The organism is Catenibacillus scindens (genome assembly GCF_014202115.1).
Taxonomy (GTDB): domain Bacteria; phylum Bacillota; class Clostridia; order Lachnospirales; family Lachnospiraceae; genus Catenibacillus; species Catenibacillus scindens.
The window spans coordinates 47,112-65,329 of sequence record NZ_JACHFW010000010.1; the positions used below are offsets into that span (position 1 = coordinate 47,112).

Sequence of the window (18,218 nt, forward strand, 5' to 3'; positions counted from 1 at the left end):
ATCCCGGTCTTTCATCAGCCGGGGTGAATGCGGCATTTTTTTAAATGGCATATTGGTTTTAGTAGGCTCCATACATCTGTACGGTAAGATCACCATCATACAAAGCCATATAAAATTCCAGGTCTTCGATCTCAACAAAAGCATACTCCTGCTCATCTAATTGAGACTGGCACATTTCAAGAATAGAGGCCGCGTCCCCCTTTCCCACCATTTCCGTCATAAGCTCCAACAGGCTTAATGCCGAGTCCTCGTCAAAATTTGAGGCGCTGACCCGGTGGAGACGCCCGGAATAAGTATCTGTCTCAACCCAGACAGACATATTATTATCATAATTATACCAGTGTTCCAGAGTATTGAGTATGAGTTTGTCATAGGTCAGACCCCCAAGCTGGGTATAAGTTCTCACTGTATCTATGGAATAAATATCATATTCAAATCCGGTATATCCATGCTCTTCCATCCAGTTCTCCACAAGGAGAGTCACATCTTCCCCCTGGGCTATATCCAGATGGGGGCTTGAATTACATTCCCGGCCATAATCCATCACTTCCTGCTGGGTAAGCTGGCGTTCCTCAGGCTCCTGGGCATAATCATAAGGCTCCTGTGTCCCTTCAATATTCACTGTATACCCTCCGCTGTAACTGCTCTGGTACACACTGACAACGCTGTTCATACAGTAACCCCCTGGCGAATCTTCACTAAAAAGCGTCTCCAGTTCTTCGGTCTCTACCGTATCTACCCCCATAAAATCCCTAAACACAAGCAAGAGATATTCTATGGCTTCTTCTTGCGATAAAAGGCAGTAGCGGATCTCATGAACGTCCCCTGTCACCCCGTCATAGGAAAGCTGCATAAACTGATCATAATTTTCATCCAGATATACATGATATTCCCATTCATAAAAACAGTCATCCGGATTCATCCGGTCGGCGTAGCCGTAAAAATTTTGGTCGGCCTCACTTAGATCGTAACCTTTTTCTTCAAGAAATGTTTCTGTGGCCTGGAGGAGTTCTTCCCCGTTTATATCCAGATGGATAATCTCTGTACAGTTTTGGGTATAGTTGGCCAGATCATCGCTAGTCAGATCAATCTCCGAAGATGTCTCTTCCGCTTCATCCGCAGCCATGTCCGTATATTCGTAATCCGCGATAATATCTCCCAGGGCCGATACAACCCATGAGATCCCGATAACGACGAAAACAATCACTATAATGGCCACAGCGCCTTTGCCGCTTTTCTTCCGGTCAGATTTCTTGGTGACATCTGCCGCTCTTGTCATCGCCGACTTTGCCGTCGGTGTCCTGGTTCCTCGCGCCTTTGTGTCTGATGTCATGGAAGGCTGCGGCTTCTTGTCCGTCGCCGGCTCATTTTGGAGAGGAAGCTGAACCTGAATGTACCCAGGCTCAGACCGAGGTCCTGTTTCCTCTGCTTCCCGCTCCAACGATTTGTATTCCGGAGTTTTATATTCAGAATTTTCGTATTCAAAGGTCCTATATTCTGAAGCCGTATTTTCCGAGGTTTTGTATTTTGAAAAGTCTCCAAACGCCTCATCTTCAGCAGCTTCGTGAACCTCCATGGTATTTGCCTTCCACACAAAACTGTTGCAATTATTGCAGTGATGCTTCTTTTTTAATCTCTGATCACAATACGGGCATATACGAACGATCATTGGCTCTCTCCCCCTGTCTGCACTTCACTGGGCTCCACCTGTCCCATAGGCCGGCTAATTTCCCTGACGCCAAAGCTTTAATTAACTTCTATGTCCAGTATAATATATAACGCCCCTGTAAATCAACAGCTAATGAAGCTTCATTGCTCCTTTGCTTTTGTCATTGACAAAACGCGATAAACTCCCTAAAATTCAATTAAGTAACGATGAAAGGATGTGGCTTTATGGCGCCTTCCGATAAAAAAGAGCAGACCCGGTATAAACTCGCTCAGGCCATCAAAGAATGTATGCAGACCACCCCTGTGGACCATATCACTGTTCGCCAGATTGTTGAAAAATGCCATCTGAGCCGTCAGACCTTCTACCGGAATTTTCTTGATAAATACGATCTGATCAACTGGTATTTCGACAAACTGCTCCACGAATCCTTTGAACACATGGGCAGCGGCAAGACTGTCACCGAAGGACTGGTAAAAAAATTCAGATATATCCAGCAGGAACGGGTATTTTTTATGGCCGCCTTCCGCTCCGATGACTGCAATTCTCTGAAAGAACATGACTTTGCACTGATCTTTCAATTTTATACAGACTTAATTGAGAAAAAGACCGGGGCTTCTCTGTCCCAGGAGCTTAAATTTATTTTAGAAATGTACTGTTACAGCTCCATCTACATGACTGTCAAATGGGTTCTAACAGGGATGAAAACCCCTCCGGAGCAGTTGGCTCCGTTTATGGTGGAGGCCATGCCAGCCAAGCTGGAACAATTGTTTATCCGCCTTAAACTCCTCTGATCCCCTTACCGCGATCTCCCGATCATCTCGCAGCTTTGCCGCGTTTTTCTAGGCTCCGGCCTGCACGCAGCGCCCCTTTTTGACGCACTTGCCCACGCCATTGAAGGCTACACAACAAAAGCCGCGTGGGAAATGACAGATATGTTCCACTTAAAAGCTATTGAGATTATTTCCAGATCTTTAAGAGACGCCGTTGACAACAAAAAAGAAGGCCGTGAAGGCATGGCCCTTGGACAGTACATTGCAGGCATGGGCTTTTCCAATGTAGGTCTTGGCATCGCCCATTCCATGGCCCACACCCTTGGCGCCGTCTATGATACGCCTCACGGCGTTGCCTGCGCTATGATGCTCCCCATTGTCATGGAATACAACCAGGAATGCACCGGTGAAAAATACCGTGAGATTGCAAGAGCCATGGGCGTTCCCGGCGTTGACGCCATGAGCGTGGACGAATACCGCAGGGCTGCTATTGACGCGGTGCGCAAACTTTCTTCGGATGTAGGTATTCCAGCCAAGCTTGAGGCACTTAAAGAGGAGGATCTTGATTTTCTTGCCCAGTCCGCATTTGCCGACGCCTGCTGTCCGGGCAATCCGAAAGATACCTGCATAGAAGATCTGAAAGAACTGTTCAGAAAATTAATGTAATGGCAGCCTCGATTCAATTTTCCCTGCAGCACGCTGACAGGGCATGAATAGCATTACCGCCCGTTCCATAGACGGATTAGCTCAGTGTATGGGGCGGACGGTTTTCTTTGTCTTATTTAAAGCTGAAAACTTCCCTCACTGCCGCTTCATAATCCGCCAGGCGCTGAGCCTTTTTAATTTTTTTCATGGCCTTCTCATTTCCTGGAAAATAGCTGATCATATAAAACCATATCTCTTTCATCTTAAACAGCACATTCCTCTCCCCGGACATATATTCCCGGTAAGCCTGGTAAAGAGTATTGTGAAAATCCATGATCCGCTGGCAGACCTGCACCTCGCTCCCGCCATTTTGGATCTGCCAGATAAAACCGGGATCAGTCAAAAGGCCCCTGCCGCACATGAGCCGTTCCACATCTGGAAATCGTTTGCGGAGCTTTTCAATATCCTCTTTCGTATAAAGATTACCGTTGTAGCAGAGGGGATTTTTGCTCTCCAAAACCGCGTACTCAAAATATTCCGTCCGTGGATTGTTCTTATAAAAATCTTCCCTCACTCTGGGATGAATGATTAATTCCTCCATAGGATATTGACTATAAATTTCCAGCAGCCGGTAAAACTCATCCCCCTCCGTCATTCCCAACCGGGTCTTTACAGAAATTTTCATATCCAGTCTGGAAAATATCTCATCTAATAGCCGTTCCACTGCTTCGGGAAAGGCAAGGAGGCCGGAGCCTTTATTTTTTGCCACCACAGTGCCCGAAGGACATCCCAGATTAAGGTTGACTTCCTCATAGCCAAGGGAAGAAAGTTTTCTGGCCGTCGCCACAAAATCCCCGCCGCTGGCCGTAAGAATCTGGGGCACAAGATAAATCCCCTCATTGTTTTCCGGCAAAAGATCCCGCATCTCTTTAGTCATCACTTTTTTACTTTGATTAGGGCTGATAAATGGGGCAAAGTATTTGTCAAGTCCGGGAAAATATATACTGTGAATCTTTCTGAATATATAGTTGGTAATCCCCTCAAGGGGCGCAAAATAATATTTCATAATACCTCCAACATCTCATTACAATGTGACAACCGTTCAGCCATCAGGGATGAAGTGGGATGGCCTGTTGTTACTGTTACACAATGTGGTACAGTATACACTTTTACACTTTATTTTGCAAGAAAATCATGATACAATAAAAAACAGACATTAACGGCTTGATCCGTCCAGCACTGACGGTCAAACGGTTATATCGAAAAAAGGAGGTTCGGCCTTAAATGGCAACAATAAATACGAAAGCATCATTTCAATGTCCGGTTCAGAAAGTATGGCAGACAGTTGTCGCGCTGACCAATTATTCATGGCGCCGCAATATCGAGCAGGTAGAAATCATCAAGAGCGGCAAGAAATTTATCGAACATACAAAAAAAGGCAGACAGACTACATTCCGGGTCACAGCCAGTGAAACCTGCCGCCGTTATGATTTGAATATGGAAAACAAATTAATGAAAGGACATTATACCTACCGTTTCTCCAACGACAAAGGGGAGACTTCCCTGGAGATTACCCTTGACGCCGACGCCAAGTGGTATTTCAAACCTTTTGCCGGATTTTATCTCAAAAAGCAGGTCAATGCCTATATTGAAGATTTAAGAAAAGCTGTGGAAAAATAAAATTTATGGACGCGCAAGCGCGTTTGTTTGGCTCACTGCCTGCGGGAATAAAAATACGGTTCAAAAAAACAGCAGACCGAGATCAAAAAAACTCTCGGCCTGCTGTTTTTTACCAATTAAAAACTTTCGCTTCCACAGTCTCTTCTGTTTTGTTAAATTCAAGGACTTCTTTAAGGGGACGACCGGGACGGTCAAAACCGGCGGCGGCATCGTCAAGCACCAAAATCCAGTCTTTCTTTTCTCCCCAATCCGGCGATGTAAAGTCTGTCCAATCGCCTGTATTAGCTATATTTTGGCCATTCTCACACGCTCCGCTTCTCGGATTAAACCACCACACATTAAGTTTTTCCCCGCTCAGGCGTCCGAGATCTACCTTCTCCGTACCACCGGAAGACAGGTAGACCATAGCAAAACGGCCGTTTTTATCCACACATGCCTGGCGATGATCATCAAGGCAGCCCTCCCCGCAGTGCCGGCTGTGTCCGATCATATCCTGGCAGGGAACGACGTCCGCAAAGGGCCTTGAATCTATCAGATCTCTAAGCACCCGCATCTGCCATGCCCCCGGACGGTCCAGAGCCTCGCACCACGTATAGGGGCGGCCTTTGCTCCGCTCCTTTTCAGAAATGGTACACCACACCGATGAATGCCCGTAAGTATGTCCAAATGCACCGGCAAATAAGGACCAGTAAGCCCGCTTGCGCACAATCCACTCATCGTGAAGAGGGAAGGGGTCGGGCCAGTTGGACGGCATCTGCTCATAGGCCGGTTCCCCGTCAAATACCGGCATTGGGATTTTCCGGTTATACTCTGCTTTAACCTGAAGATAATTTTGAGTCTTTCCCCCGTGGCCAGACTGGAGCATAATAAAGTCGATCCACGCCTCCCCGTCATCCCAGTAGGTCATGGTGGAATATTTTCCTGTTTCCATCTCAAAACATGTGTGATAGGTCATCAGCGCTTCTGACCAGCAAGGATCCGGAACATTCCATTTCAGGTCGCAGCCGGTGACGCCGTGACCGATACCTTCCGCCATCTTCCGCCATACATTTTTATAATCCACACCTTTATGTATAGGCTGGCGGTCCCCGCCAAGACACCATATAATGTTAGCTTTGTCCTTATAGCGGCGTCCGATCCAGTCCCCATACTCGTAAGCGTTATCTTCCGTCACTGTCTTTTCATAAGTGTGTCCGCCCCAGTCCTCACCTACAACTAACTGGCCCCATGCCGGGAGAAGCATCACATAAAGGCCCTTTTCCTCAGCCATATCAATGATCCAGTCAAGATATTCAAAATATTTCTCATTGCGGCAGGCCAGATCGTCGTTGATCAGCGCTTTTTCTCCCACAGGAGTGCGCATCTGCACATCCATTTCAGGATCAAGGGCAACAATCTGCAGCACTGTAAATCCCTGGGACACACGTTTATCCATTAAATACAGCACATCATCCCATTTCAGACGCATAGGCAGCGTCCAGTCTGTATCCGCCAGCCAGAAAAAGGGCTTTCCGCTGACAGTCTCAAGATGTCTGTGATCTTTTGATACTCTCAGTTTTTCCATAAAACTCACCTTTATTTACTTATATTTTATTGAGTAACTATTCAGCCATCAACTAACTGACATTGATTCAGCCATGCATTTTAAGATTCTCGCAGCTAATCGTGCTTTACCGCCGCTTACGAGGCTGAAGCATTGCCAAAATTAAATTGCAGCTTAGCGTAAAAGTCTTCCATAGTCAGCCTTGCGTCCAGGGTATGATAAACCCTGATAGGACGATGATTCTGCCCGTGAATATAATTTAATTCCGGTGAAATGGCAGGCGCGGGAATCCAGTCATAATTCATGCGTTCCCTCTCTTCCAGAAGAACCGTCACACTTGCCTGATCGCCAAGCCCCCAGCTCTCCCCGTGAGGCCAGGCCATCTGATCGCCATGTTTTTCATTAAAATCAGCCATCTGCTCAAAGAGATACTTCCCGACTGCGCCGCAGGGCCTGACCTTTAAAGCCAGCTCTGTCAGGGAGACAGCGATCTGTTTGTACACGTTAATAGGAATCTGCCACAGGGGCATGGAAGAAGCAAAAACCACATTGGCCGCAGCGATATCCTGCCAGAGATTAAATTCCCAACCCCCGCATGGATACTTTCCGCCGCCGATCCACACTGCGGTCATCCGGTCACAGATCTTTGGCTCAAGCAAGATGGCGGAAGCAAGATCCGTAAGGCTTCCCAGAAAAACAGCGAACAGAGGATGTTCATCTTCTTCCATGGCCTGAGCAATAATAGCTCTGGCGCCCTCAGAATCCACCGGTGTTTTATCATCCGGCACAGGCCCCGGCGCTCCGGTAAAGACTTTATCTCTGTATTCTTTCTCAATCCCCATAAGAGACAATATTTTTAAAATTTCATCCCTGCTGGCATAGACCGTATTTCCCGATCCGTACTCCTGGGGATTCTTTTCAAAATGTCCGGCAATGATGGCTTTAATCATAAACTTTGGCGTCATCAGATGGTGTGCCAGGGCAAACTGGTCATCCGCCTCATTTTTACAATCGGTATGTACGATCAGCCGGATTTTTTTCTTATCCGGCACTGTAAAACCATAATCAAACAATCCTGGTTCCTCCTTCAAATTCATTTTATCCGCCAATCTGGCCCATATCGGGTCTTTTTTGTTTTCCAAGCCACTCAAAAAGTGTCACCGGGCGCCCATTGGCCATGACCGGCTGTCCGTCAAAATCTGTGGTACATTTATCATTATACACCCGAACCCACACGCCGTGGTCAAATAAATGAGGCAAAAGTTCGTTATTTTTATAAAATTTCCTGGCCTCCTCGTCCATATTGTCGAAATAAGTCATATGGACATTATCCGCCCCGGAGCTAATGAGCTGCTGATACAAAGGGATCGCTGTCTCCTGGGGATTGACCAGTCTGTCACCTTTGGCGTGGACAAACCAGCAGGGCATGTCTTTCAGCTTCCGGATCACATCTTCGGTGATATTTTCCGTAAAAAACGCCTCACACACAGGAAAAATGGCGGCGAAAGTATGGGGATAATCAACAGCCATCCGCACCGTCATAAACCCTCCGTTGGAGCAGCCGCCAAGCCATATACGTGAGCTGTCAATTTGATCCTGGCGGTCCCGTATAAATTCGTCAATGCACCGTTTTAACGGCTCTGTATAAATACTCTGGTTGCTGCGCCCAAGCTGCTCTTTTCCATCGTCCATCCATACCGTGGGGCACTGTGGCACAAGAATCCAGGCCCCGTTTCCAAACTTTTTCTGGATATCTGCGGATGACAGATTGGCAACTTTATTGCCGGTATAGGCAATCTCCGGAACATTTCCCCCTTCTCCTGCTCCGTGAAGCCAGATTAAAAGAGGGAGTTTTTCTTTAGTAGTTTTTTCACGCCTGACCACTTCCGGGGTGTAATATCCAAAACCAAGACGGCCCTCTCCCAAGCTCTCGCAGCTTCTCCACCCTTCAAGCTGAGGGCATATGTCTCCGGCACACTGGTCAAAGACCAACTCCGGCGTCTGCTGCCCCTGACCAGGGGTAAAAGAAATCCTGTACTCATTGTCTGTAAAAATGCTGCTGTCAATAGTCCCTTCAATTTTCTTTCCCAGATTGTCCGTGCCCATTTCCAGCGCCACAAAATCTCCGGCATCACAGTAATTTCCCATACTGTCGCAGGGATACGCCCGGTACACCTGCCGTTCTCCTTCAGCCGGTTCAGGCGCGTCATCCCACCTGAAAAACTCCTTTGTCAATATAACCGCTTTTGTCTCAGGATTCCTGCGCCGGACCTGCACCCTGAAATCTTCCGGCTTTACCGACTGTTTGCTGGTTTTCCGGTTAAACTTCAAAATCAGTTTTGTAATGTAAGGGCCAAAGTCCGTGACCGTTGTAAATGTTTTATAAACGCTCATTTCACTCTCCATCCGCTTTCATTCATGGCGCTGCGCCATTATTGTACTCATGGATGGATAAACCACAATGATTTCAGCCATGTCATCCCATGTAACATTATAATCCCCTGCAGATTCTGCCTCTGATACTTCAGATGTAGCTGTGTCCTGAGACTGTGCCTCCGATGCTGTCTGGCTTTCACCGGCTCCTGTACTCTCCGGATTCACAGACGTACTTCCCGATGTGCTTTGAGTGCTTTCTGAGTTTCCGCAGCCGGCAATTGCCAAGGCCGCCATCACTCCTGTGAGCATAAGCGCTAATAATTTTTTCCCTTTCATTAATTTTAACCTCCTCAATATAATTAATAACTTTCACCGTTCAGCCATCATGAAGAAGACGGCCAAACAGAAGTCTCTTTATGTTAGTATCCGTCCCACCGCGGCTTTCCATCCGCCATATTTCTTCTCCCGCACATCCTGTGCCATTGTGGGGCGGTATGCTTTTCGCTCAAGGGCTTCAAAAACCTTCTCATCATAAATCCCAAGTCCAAGTCCGGCAGCATAAGCTGCCCCGGTGCCTGATAGAGCCTCGCATTCCGGGACGAGAACCGTCCCGTCTAAAAGATCGCTCTGAAACTGCATTAAATAACTGTTCTTTGTAGGGCCGCCGTCTGCCCGGAGTTCTTTCACTCCGATCCCGCAATCCTGGCTCATGGCCCGGATCACATCGGTGATCTGATAGGCGATACACTCAATGCAGGCGCGGACGATCTCCCCTTTACCGGTAGTTCTTGTGATCCCAAGAAGCGCCCCTGTGGCCCTGCTGACCCAGTAAGGTGCCCCAAGCCCTGTAAATGCTGGAACAAAGTAAAGCTCATCGTCTTTGACAGCCTCCCGGCACCATCTTTCCGTCTCACCCGGATCGCAAATTAACCCCACATCATCTTTGAGCCATGAGATCACCGCTCCAGTATAATTAATATTTCCTTCCAGCACATAATTCACCTTTCCGTGAAGTCCCCAGGCCAGTGATGTGACAACGCCGTGGGAAGAAAGCATAGGCTTTTCCCCAATATTCATCATAATAGATGAGCCTGTTCCGTATGTGGTCTTAATCATGCCGGGATTTAAACAGCCCTGTCCAAAGAGGGCACCGTGAGAATCCCCTAAAACACCGTGTATAGGTACCGGATGGTCAAAAAGTCCTTCAAAATCCGTACTTCCGAAAAAGCTGTCCGAATCGCAGACCTGTGGCAGATCTTTGGGCGCTATATTAAAGCCCCGGCAGATTTCTTCATCCCAGCACAAATCAAAAATGTTAAAAAGCTGTGTCCGTGAGGCATTAGAATAATCGGTCTTATACGACGCTCCTTTGGTGAGACACCAGATCAGCCAGGTATCCACCGTCCCATAGCATAGGCCATGCTCTTTGACCAATGCCTTTGCTCCAGGTGTATTCTCCACAAGCCACGCCCATTTTGCCGCCGGAAAGTAGGGGGATAGTTTTAAACCGGTTTTCTCATAAACAGGGCCGGCCAGTCCCTCTTTTCCCACACGGCGGCAGATGGCCTCTGCCCTTGAGCATTGCCAGACAACAGCCAAGCCCAGAGGTTTACCTGTGGACCGCTCCCAGATCATGGACGTCTCTCTCTGATTGCTGATCCCCACCCCGGCAATATCCGACGGCAGAATGCCTGAATCTTTAACAGCCATTCCAACAACTTTAATGGTATTTTCATAAATTTCAGAAGGGTCGTGAGAGACCCACCCTTTTTCATTAATGATCTGACGGTGGGGAAGGTCCCGGCGAAGGATCATCTTCCCCGCCGGATCAAAGACCATAGCCTTTGTCCCCTGGGTACTCTGGTCAATGGCGATCACATATTTTTTTTCGCTCATAGGCATTCTCCAGAGGAACATGCCCTCAGCAAATCTTTTGCTTTTTTGGCAATTCCAGGGGCATTCAATCCATAGTAATCAAACACCTCCCGGGATGTTCCGGTGATTACCGGCACGTCGGGCAGAGCCATGTTCAACACCATTTTGGGACAGTTTCGTCCAATCACCTGGGCCACCATGGAGCCAAGGCCGCCGAAAGGTGAATGTTCCTCAACGGTAAGAACCGCCCTGACATTTTTTACCGCTTTCAGAAGGGTTTCCTCATCCAGAGGTTTGACACAGTACATGTCCACCACTGTGGCGTGAACACCTTCCGTTTTCAAAAGATCTGCCGCATCCCTGGCCGGTCTGACCATTTCACCGCAGGCGATAATGGCAATGTCCTCCCCTTCACACAAAATGTTGGCCTTATCCATCTCAAAAGGCACATTCCCGTCCTCATAGACCGGTTCCACAGCGTTGCGCCCCACACGGATGTATGCGGGCTTATTGTCTTTTAACAGGGCCTGTGTCAGCTTTTGGGTCTGAAGATGGTCGCTTGGAATATACACCCGCATATTCGGAATAGCGCTCATGGCTGCAATATCCTGGGCACTGTGATGGCTCATGCCAAGGGCGCCGTAGCTAACGCCGCCGCTGATGCCGATAAGTTTAACATTAGTGTCTGAATAGGCCACGTCAATTTTGCACTGTTCATAGCTGCGTGTAGATAAAAAGCAGGCTGGTGACACAGCGTATGCCTTCTTTCCGCACTTGGCAAGTCCTGCGGCAATGCTGACAAGATTTTGTTCAGCAATCCCCGTCTCCACAAACTGGCTGGGAAATTCATCGGCAAATGGGGTGAAGGATCCGCTTCCCCTGGAATCGCTGCACAGAGCAACAATATCCTTATCCGTCCTGGCTGCCGCCATTAAAACCTGGCAGATCGCCTGTTTGTTGGCAATGTTACTCATTTTCCAATCCCTCCTGTGCGCGTTTAAGATCACTCATAATCTGCTCATATTCTTCTTTCGTGGGAACTTTATGGTGCCACTGGGCCTTATTTTCCATCACCGGCGAGCCTTTACCCTTAACGGTATTGGCGATGAGAATGGTCGGTTTTCCCTTAACCGTTTTTGCTTCCTCAAAAGCGCTGTGAAGCTGGTCAATATCATTGCCGTCTGCCACATCAATGACATGCCATCCAAAGCTTGTAAAGCGCTGGCAAAGATCATCCTGACCCATAATATCTTCTGTATTTCCTGAAATCTGAAGACGGTTCCGGTCCACCACGGCGCAGAGATTATCCAGCTTATACTGGTGAGCGGCCATAGCGCCTTCCCACACAGAACCCTCCGCCAGTTCGCCGTCGCCCATGACGACATAAACTCTTCGCTCCTTCCCGTCCATTTTTGCAGCCAGGGCCATGCCCACGCTCACCGGAAGGCCGTGGCCTAAAGATCCTGAGTTCATCTCAATTCCCGGAAGTTTATTGTTGGGATGGCCAATGTAGGGGGAGCCGAATTTACTGAACCGTTTTAAAAGATCCTCTTTATCAAGAAAACCTTTCTTTGCCAGCACCGCATAGTAGGCTTCCACAGAATGGCCCTTGCTCAGGATAAAAAGATCGCGGTTCTCATCTTCCGCCAGCTTAGGGTCTACATTCATCTGATCAAAATACAGCTCCGTTAAAATTTCCATGACGCTCATATCCCCGCCAATGTGGCCGCTTTTTCCGGCACATATAAGGTCAACGGCGTCCTGCCTCAGCTTATAAGCTAATGCTTTTAAATTCATTCTCCTTCCCCTCCTTCATTCACCGCGAAGATATGCTTTAACATCCTCTTCAATGGGGTCATAAAAATCCGGCGCCACATGAATATATTTACATGCTTCATAAAGAATAGGGACAACGTTTTTATGAATCCCTACACAGTGGTGGATATAAGGCCCTTCCACGATCTTTGCCTCCAGGCGTTTAATATTGTCCACCTCAACCCAAAGGTATGTACCCATTCCCTTGGGGCCGTCCACCCCTTTGGCCGTGCCAAGGAGGAGGGAATACTGGCCGTTATCTCCGTCAAAACGGCACAGTGTCACTTCCCCGTGTTTGGCCTCCGCCGTCAGACTTCCGGGATGATCAAAGGCCAATGGGTAAGTAAGTATCGGTTTTTCCCTGGCCACAGAAGGCGGCCAGGGCCCGCAGTGCTGTAAAAGCTCGCCGTTTTCAATATCCGGATGGCGTATAGTCCAGTCGGCGAAAAAGCTCCTCTTTTCTCCCATAGCGGCGGCTTCCGCCAAAAGAGCGGTGACGGCGCCGTGAATATCTGTCTCACAGACAACCGGTATTCCTTTTTCGTTTAAAATAGCATTAGCCGCGCATGGCATAATGCCGATCTCTGTCTGAAGAGCGTTCCAGCACTGGATCGCCGCCGCCTGGCATCCGTACTTTTGGATCAGATCTTCCATGGCCAGGGCCAGAGCCGCCACCATGAGAGTATCCTCCTCTTTAATCTTCACCGTCATTGTTTCACGGATATAAGCAAGCATTTTCTCCATACGGTTTTCATCGGACCGGGCCGACTTAATAGCCTGAGTCAGTTCGGTCATCGGTACCGGGGATAACTGAATATTAAATTTTTCCAGCAGTTCACCCTCATTGCACATGGTGGACCAGAAATCAAAAGGTCTTGTGGAAATCTGGAGAATGCGGATATTTTTAAATGTTTTCACCACGTTGCAGACTGCCAGGAAATCTTTAACCCCCCGCTCAAACACCGGGTCATCCAGACGGCAGTTGGTCAGGTAGGTGAATGGCACCTGAAAGCGGCGCAACACCTTTCCTGTTGCAAAAAGACCGCACTGGGTATCTCTAAGGCGAACGCCCCGCTCATCGGGTCTCTCGTCCAAAGGCCCCCATAAAAGCACCGGAAGTCCCAGTTTTTTTGCCAGTCTGGCACAGACATACTCTGTGCCGAAATTACAGTGGGCAAGAAGCAGGCCGTCAACCCCTTCCCTCTGAAACTTCTGGGCGATCTTGTCCACATCCCCGTCATCGTAAAGGAGCCCCTCCTCATTGATATCGGTAATGTCCACAAATTCCACGCCAAGCTCTTTAAGCCGCTTCGCCGTCAATCCGCGAAACTTTAAGGCGTCCGGCGCGCTGAAAATACTCCGCCGTGTAGGCGCGTATCCCAACTTAATTTTGTCCATAGCAAATTCCTCCGTTTTCTGGCATTTTTGTAACTATCAGCAAAAACCATCTAAATTTTTATTTCTGAGTTCAGTATAGCCTCTCGCCAGCTTAATTTCATTAATTTATTAAGACAATTTTACTTAATTTTCTACTTAATTATTGATTTAATAAAGTAAATCGTTCATAATGGAATTAATCTATCTTAAAGGAGAAATGACCATGAGCATCACCGCCAAAGAACTGGCAAAGAAATTAAATATCTCCCCCGCCGCCATCTCCATGGCATTAAATCATAAGCCAGGCGTCAGCACTGCCACCCGGCAAAAAATCCTGGACGCCGCACAGAAATACGGTTATGATTTCACCCGTATCTCCCAGAAAATAACCGTTCATGGGGCTGTCTATCTCATCATCTATAAAAAACACGGCGCCGTTGTGGCGGATACCCCTTTTTTTGCCCAACTCTCCGAGGGCATTACCCTGGGCTGTAAGAAAGAAAATTTTAATCTGAAAGTCACTTATATATACGAAGACGAAGACAATACAGAAAGACAAATTGAAGATCTGAGAGTATCAGACTGCCTTGGAGTGATACTCCTTGGCACAGAAATGACTGCGGCGGATATCCGTCCTTTTTTAAAGCTGGATATTCCTGTTGTCCTGCTGGACACCTACTTTGAGGAACTATCCTGCGACAGCATCCTCATTAATAATATTCAAGGCGCCTATATTGCTGCCAGTTATCTTATAAAAAAATGCGGAGGCCAGCCCGGATACCTCCACTCCTCCTACCCGATCCAGAACTTTACAGAACGGGCTGATGGATTTTACAACGCTATACGCGCTGCCGGGCTGCCGGTATCAAAATCTGTTGTCCACAGTCTGACCCCGTCGGTGGAGGGCGCTTACGCGGATATGTGTGAAATTTTAAAAAAAGGAGAGCGCTTGGCGTCCTCCTACTTTGCTGATAATGATCTCATAGCCACCGGAGCCATGAAGGCATTTAAAGAGTTTCATTACCGCGTTCCCGAAGACATCTCCGTCACGGGCTTTGATGATCTCCCCATATCCACTGTCATTGAACCTAATCTGACCACGGTCAATGTTCCCAAAAAATATATGGGGGAAATCGCCGCCCGGCGGATTATCTCTTTAATCCGCGACCCTCATCAGCCTCCGGTAAAGACAGAGATCTCCACAACTCTTGTCAAACGTCGGAGCGTGTGCTTGGCTCACAGTCCGCAAAAATAACGGTTATAAAAAGTTTACATGGATCTGGCAGATCTCCGCCTTTGTCCCTACCCGCATATCCGGCCCAAAAAGTCCCACGCCGGAAGTAACGATACTGTGCATATTTCCTTTTTGCAAATATCCGCAGGGATTTTCCCACAAAAATTTCATTAACAGATTGGCTGGGAATATCTGCCCGTCATGAGTATGTCCGGAAAGATCCAGATCCACCCCGGCCTCACTTAGCTCTTCCAGCTCTCCGGGTTCATGGTCGATAACAATCACCGGCTTTGAAAGATCCATGTTTTTTGTAATTTCCTCCGGCGTCACACGAACCTCAATCCCCCTGCCCGGCCGCTGGGCGTCCGCCCGGCCAAAAAGATAAAAACTGTCCTCAATAAGTACGCCCTCATCTTGCAGGAGGGTAATGCCCGCGGCCTCTAAAAACTTATCCATCCGCTCATCGCTCTGTTTTTTATGTTCACTGGGAAATGTAAATCCGGCCAGAATAGGCTCGGCCACATCATGGTTCCCGTAGCAGGCGTAAACGCCGTAAGTACTTTCAATACTTCCAAGAATCCGGATCAGCTCCTGATCGTCTTCAAGAGCGTCATAATTATTATCAAAAATATCCCCGGCAATCACCACAAGATCCGGGTTGGACGCATTGATCTTTTCAACCATAGCTTCCATCTGGGCACAACCGATATTATATCCAAGGTGAAGATCCGCTGCGAGGACAATATTCAGATCATCCAGCGCACCTCCGTCTTTTGGAATCGTCACTTCATAGGGCGTCACCCTGACGATCCCGGCATTGACTGCCCCATAAACGCAGATCACAGCAATAATGCTCAGACATATGCCCCCATAAATCGCTGTAAACTTCCGCTCTCCAGCCGGTTTTCGCCTTCCCTTCCCGGCCTTTTTTATGATCAGGCCCACAACATCTGACAAAATCAGCACCAGCAAAAGACAGGCAAAGACGCCAAACCAGAGGTTAGCTATTGAATTGACCAGACGTCCAAACCGGTTGACGGGCATAAAGAACCCCGCCGGCAGAGAACTTGCCGCCAGAAGAACCACTGCTGCGACAGCAATTTTTGCCCCTTTTCTTTTAAAAATATCATGGCATGCGCCAAGCCACCGGACGAACCAGCGCCAGACATAAATACATCCGATGATATATAATGGTGATAAATAAATGGCCAGCATCTAAAAACTTCCTTTCTCTGTTGTAATCTGAGGGTACTGTTCACCACGAACAGTAACAATCTGAGGCGCTGTAATGCCTGTGCCTGTATTGGGAGTAATGGCAGACCAGGCCAGATCTCCTAAAAACAGACAGAGAAGACCAATGCACAGGGGTACCATGACCTTTCTTCGGATACGTCTCAGTACGCTGTCAAGAATAGGTGCCGCCACATACACCACAATCATACCTCCAATGCCAAAAACAAGAAGTCCCTCGGCGCAGATCCGACCGTGAAGATTGAGAAAATAACCGGTATAATCCCACCACCGTTTTCCTCCGGTGAGCCCTTCCAGAACCCAGGAGGTCATATATTCCACAAATCCGCACAGAAACAAAATAGCGAAAAATTCTTTCACCGGATGGGCCCGCAGGCGTTTGAGCAAAACAAGGATCAGCACTGCTCCGCTGCCGTAAATCGGAAGCCATGGCCCATGGAGAACACCTCTATTGACAAACACGCCGTGATTGACCATATGGAGGCAGACTTCCCACAGCCATCCAAACATGGAAAAAATAAAAAACATAAGAACAAGGGAAGCCATGGAATAGTTGCGAATATACCGCAGCGGCTCGATCCGTATTCCCGCCCGTTCCGGAAGAGGAAACAGCCTGGAGGGATAAACCTCTCCGTCGGCGGCCTCCCGCAGCGCGGCAATTCTCTGAAGCCTTGCCTGCCCCTCTTCATAAGCCCTTTCTCTTTTTGTATACATAAGCAAAACACCAAACCAACGCATAAGAAACCCCCGAAATCCTGTAAATTCACTGAGATCTTCGACCGGACGCTTTAAAATTTTTAAAACATCTCCGTAAGCAAAAGCAATGTCCTGGGGACTTGCCGTCTGATATAAGTACACGTCATTGAGCTTCCAGGCATTCTCCACTTCCTGCGCCTTTGCCAGATGTCTCAGTTCCACATAGTACTCACAAAAAGACGCTACTTTATAAGGACTGGCAAATAAAAGGTCAGTAATGCCCAGAGTGACAAGCCCAAGAAGATCCCATCCCAGAAAAGACAACTCAAAAACAAAACACTGCCATTTATGTCCCACCATCATTTTCCTTGAAAGGCTTATGGCTTCCAGTGTCCCTATATCCGGATTTTCCGCCAGAATATAGGGAACTAAATAGTAAGAATAGTATTTCACAAATATTCCAACAATAGTCAGGGCCCACAATATTTCAAACACACTGACCACCGCCATGGTCCAGCAGGTCTTTAACCATCGCCTGACACTGAATAAAAACAGGAAGCGGCGTATCGGGACTTTTTTATAACACCGTCCCTCCAGAAACATCCTCCGGGACACAACAATAAACATATTCTGTAAAAAGAACCACAGCATCAGCGGCATAAAAAAGCTCAGCACGATAAAAATATTCATGGTCACATCTGCCGAGCCGAGAAGGGAATGTACCGCCGCAATTAAAGTGACAAAAATGGAGCCGGAGGAAATATCGTTAATGATTCCGGCCAGAACCCCTTTAGTCCTGGCAAATGACGGATGATCGTCTTTAGAGTCATCAATGGCCTGCTGGCGGATCTGCCGGGAAAGCTCCCGCCCTTCACTGATCTGCCCCTGAAGCGCCTTATCCACCACGTCAGACAATCCCTGATGGACCACAAGACCACCCATATTTACAGTGTATACATTATCCAGAGGGTTCACCCCAATGCCAAGCCGACGGATAGATAAGGAAAACTCACTGCCCAGATAAGCACTGATCAAACAGACAGCTACAAATATAAAATAATGTTTTTTCAGACAGGCCACAGCCTGGCGCTTCATATCCTTTCGTGTTTTCATAATTCCCTCATTCCCGTTGTCTAAAAAGTATTCTGGATTCATAATACCATTCCCGTTTCGGGAGTCAATATGACAGACCAAATCTTAAAAAAATATTAGAAGAATCTAAAAAGAATATTAAAAAAGATACGGATTCTTAAATTTTCCTTTGGAAATGCTTTGTAAAGAATATGT

15 protein-coding genes and 1 pseudogene are annotated in these 18,218 nt (G+C 47.7%); 4 read left to right on the plus strand and 12 right to left on the minus strand.

Going from position 1 to position 18,218, the window contains the following annotated elements; genetic code table 11:
• Window positions 1-58: 58 nt before the first annotated feature.
• Window positions 59-1,669 carry a hypothetical protein gene (locus tag HNP82_RS11910; RefSeq protein WP_183775079.1) on the minus strand — a complete coding sequence of 537 codons (1,611 nt, stop codon included), beginning with the start codon at window positions 1,667-1,669 and terminating at the stop codon, window positions 59-61.
• 224 nt (window positions 1,670-1,893) lie between these two features.
• Here HNP82_RS11910 and HNP82_RS11915 point away from each other — a divergent pair, with 224 nt between their 5' ends.
• The gene (locus tag HNP82_RS11915; RefSeq protein WP_183775082.1) at window positions 1,894-2,460 is read left to right on the plus strand and encodes a TetR/AcrR family transcriptional regulator C-terminal domain-containing protein; all 567 of its coding nucleotides are present in this window, start codon (window positions 1,894-1,896) and stop codon (window positions 2,458-2,460) included.
• Between the two features lie 57 nt (window positions 2,461-2,517).
• Window positions 2,518-3,105 (plus strand): annotated as a pseudogene (locus tag HNP82_RS11920) (lactaldehyde reductase); the annotation flags it as partial.
• Between the two features lie 112 nt (window positions 3,106-3,217).
• Here the strand turns inward: HNP82_RS11920 and HNP82_RS11925 are convergent.
• A complete protein-coding gene (locus tag HNP82_RS11925; RefSeq protein WP_183775085.1) occupies window positions 3,218-4,150 on the minus strand; it encodes a tRNA dihydrouridine synthase in 933 nt (310 codons plus the stop codon).
• 218 nt (window positions 4,151-4,368) lie between these two features.
• On the opposite strand from HNP82_RS11925, the gene HNP82_RS11930 reads away from it, so the two are divergent.
• Window positions 4,369-4,764, plus strand: coding sequence for an SRPBCC family protein (locus HNP82_RS11930; RefSeq protein WP_183775088.1), 396 nt, complete (start codon window positions 4,369-4,371; stop codon window positions 4,762-4,764).
• A 109-nt stretch (window positions 4,765-4,873) separates the two neighbouring features.
• On the opposite strand, the gene HNP82_RS11935 is transcribed toward HNP82_RS11930, so the two are convergent.
• The 8 genes from HNP82_RS11935 to HNP82_RS11970 form a co-directional block, all read right to left on the minus strand.
• The gene (locus HNP82_RS11935) at window positions 4,874-6,328 is read right to left on the minus strand and encodes a glycoside hydrolase family 140 protein (RefSeq protein WP_183775091.1); all 1,455 of its coding nucleotides are present in this window, start codon (window positions 6,326-6,328) and stop codon (window positions 4,874-4,876) included.
• A gap of 116 nt (window positions 6,329-6,444) precedes the next feature.
• A complete protein-coding gene (locus HNP82_RS11940; protein WP_207720611.1) occupies window positions 6,445-7,380 on the minus strand; it encodes a nucleoside hydrolase in 936 nt (311 codons plus the stop codon).
• 25 nt (window positions 7,381-7,405) lie between these two features.
• Complete coding sequence (locus HNP82_RS11945) at window positions 7,406-8,701, minus strand: hypothetical protein (RefSeq protein WP_183775097.1); 1,296 nt, start codon at window positions 8,699-8,701, stop codon at window positions 7,406-7,408.
• Between the two features lie 18 nt (window positions 8,702-8,719).
• A complete protein-coding gene (locus HNP82_RS11950) occupies window positions 8,720-9,019 on the minus strand; it encodes a hypothetical protein (protein ID WP_183775100.1) in 300 nt (99 codons plus the stop codon).
• 78 nt (window positions 9,020-9,097) lie between these two features.
• Window positions 9,098-10,579, minus strand: a complete 1,482-nt coding sequence (locus tag HNP82_RS11955; protein WP_183775103.1) for an FGGY-family carbohydrate kinase — start codon at window positions 10,577-10,579, stop codon at window positions 9,098-9,100.
• Complete coding sequence (locus HNP82_RS11960) at window positions 10,576-11,532, minus strand: transketolase family protein (RefSeq protein ID WP_183775106.1); 957 nt, start codon at window positions 11,530-11,532, stop codon at window positions 10,576-10,578. Before HNP82_RS11960 ends, HNP82_RS11955 begins: the two co-directional genes overlap by 4 nt.
• Complete coding sequence (locus HNP82_RS11965; protein ID WP_183775109.1) at window positions 11,525-12,355, minus strand: transketolase; 831 nt, start codon at window positions 12,353-12,355, stop codon at window positions 11,525-11,527. The genes HNP82_RS11960 and HNP82_RS11965 overlap by 8 nt, the downstream gene beginning before the upstream one ends.
• A 15-nt stretch (window positions 12,356-12,370) precedes the next feature.
• Window positions 12,371-13,771 carry an L-fucose/L-arabinose isomerase family protein gene (locus HNP82_RS11970; protein WP_183775112.1) on the minus strand — a complete coding sequence of 467 codons (1,401 nt, stop codon included), beginning with the start codon at window positions 13,769-13,771 and terminating at the stop codon, window positions 12,371-12,373.
• 202 nt (window positions 13,772-13,973) lie between these two features.
• Here HNP82_RS11970 and HNP82_RS11975 point away from each other — a divergent pair, with 202 nt between their 5' ends.
• A complete protein-coding gene (locus tag HNP82_RS11975; RefSeq protein WP_183775115.1) occupies window positions 13,974-15,005 on the plus strand; it encodes a LacI family DNA-binding transcriptional regulator in 1,032 nt (343 codons plus the stop codon).
• A gap of 3 nt (window positions 15,006-15,008) precedes the next feature.
• On the opposite strand, the gene HNP82_RS11980 is transcribed toward HNP82_RS11975, so the two are convergent.
• Together HNP82_RS11980 and HNP82_RS11985 are read right to left on the minus strand one after the other, a co-directional pair.
• A complete protein-coding gene (locus HNP82_RS11980) occupies window positions 15,009-16,199 on the minus strand; it encodes a metallophosphoesterase (protein WP_183775120.1) in 1,191 nt (396 codons plus the stop codon).
• Window positions 16,200-18,044 carry a DUF975 family protein gene (locus tag HNP82_RS11985; protein ID WP_183775122.1) on the minus strand — a complete coding sequence of 615 codons (1,845 nt, stop codon included), beginning with the start codon at window positions 18,042-18,044 and terminating at the stop codon, window positions 16,200-16,202. It lies immediately after the preceding gene.
• Between the last annotated feature and the right edge of the window lie 174 nt (window positions 18,045-18,218).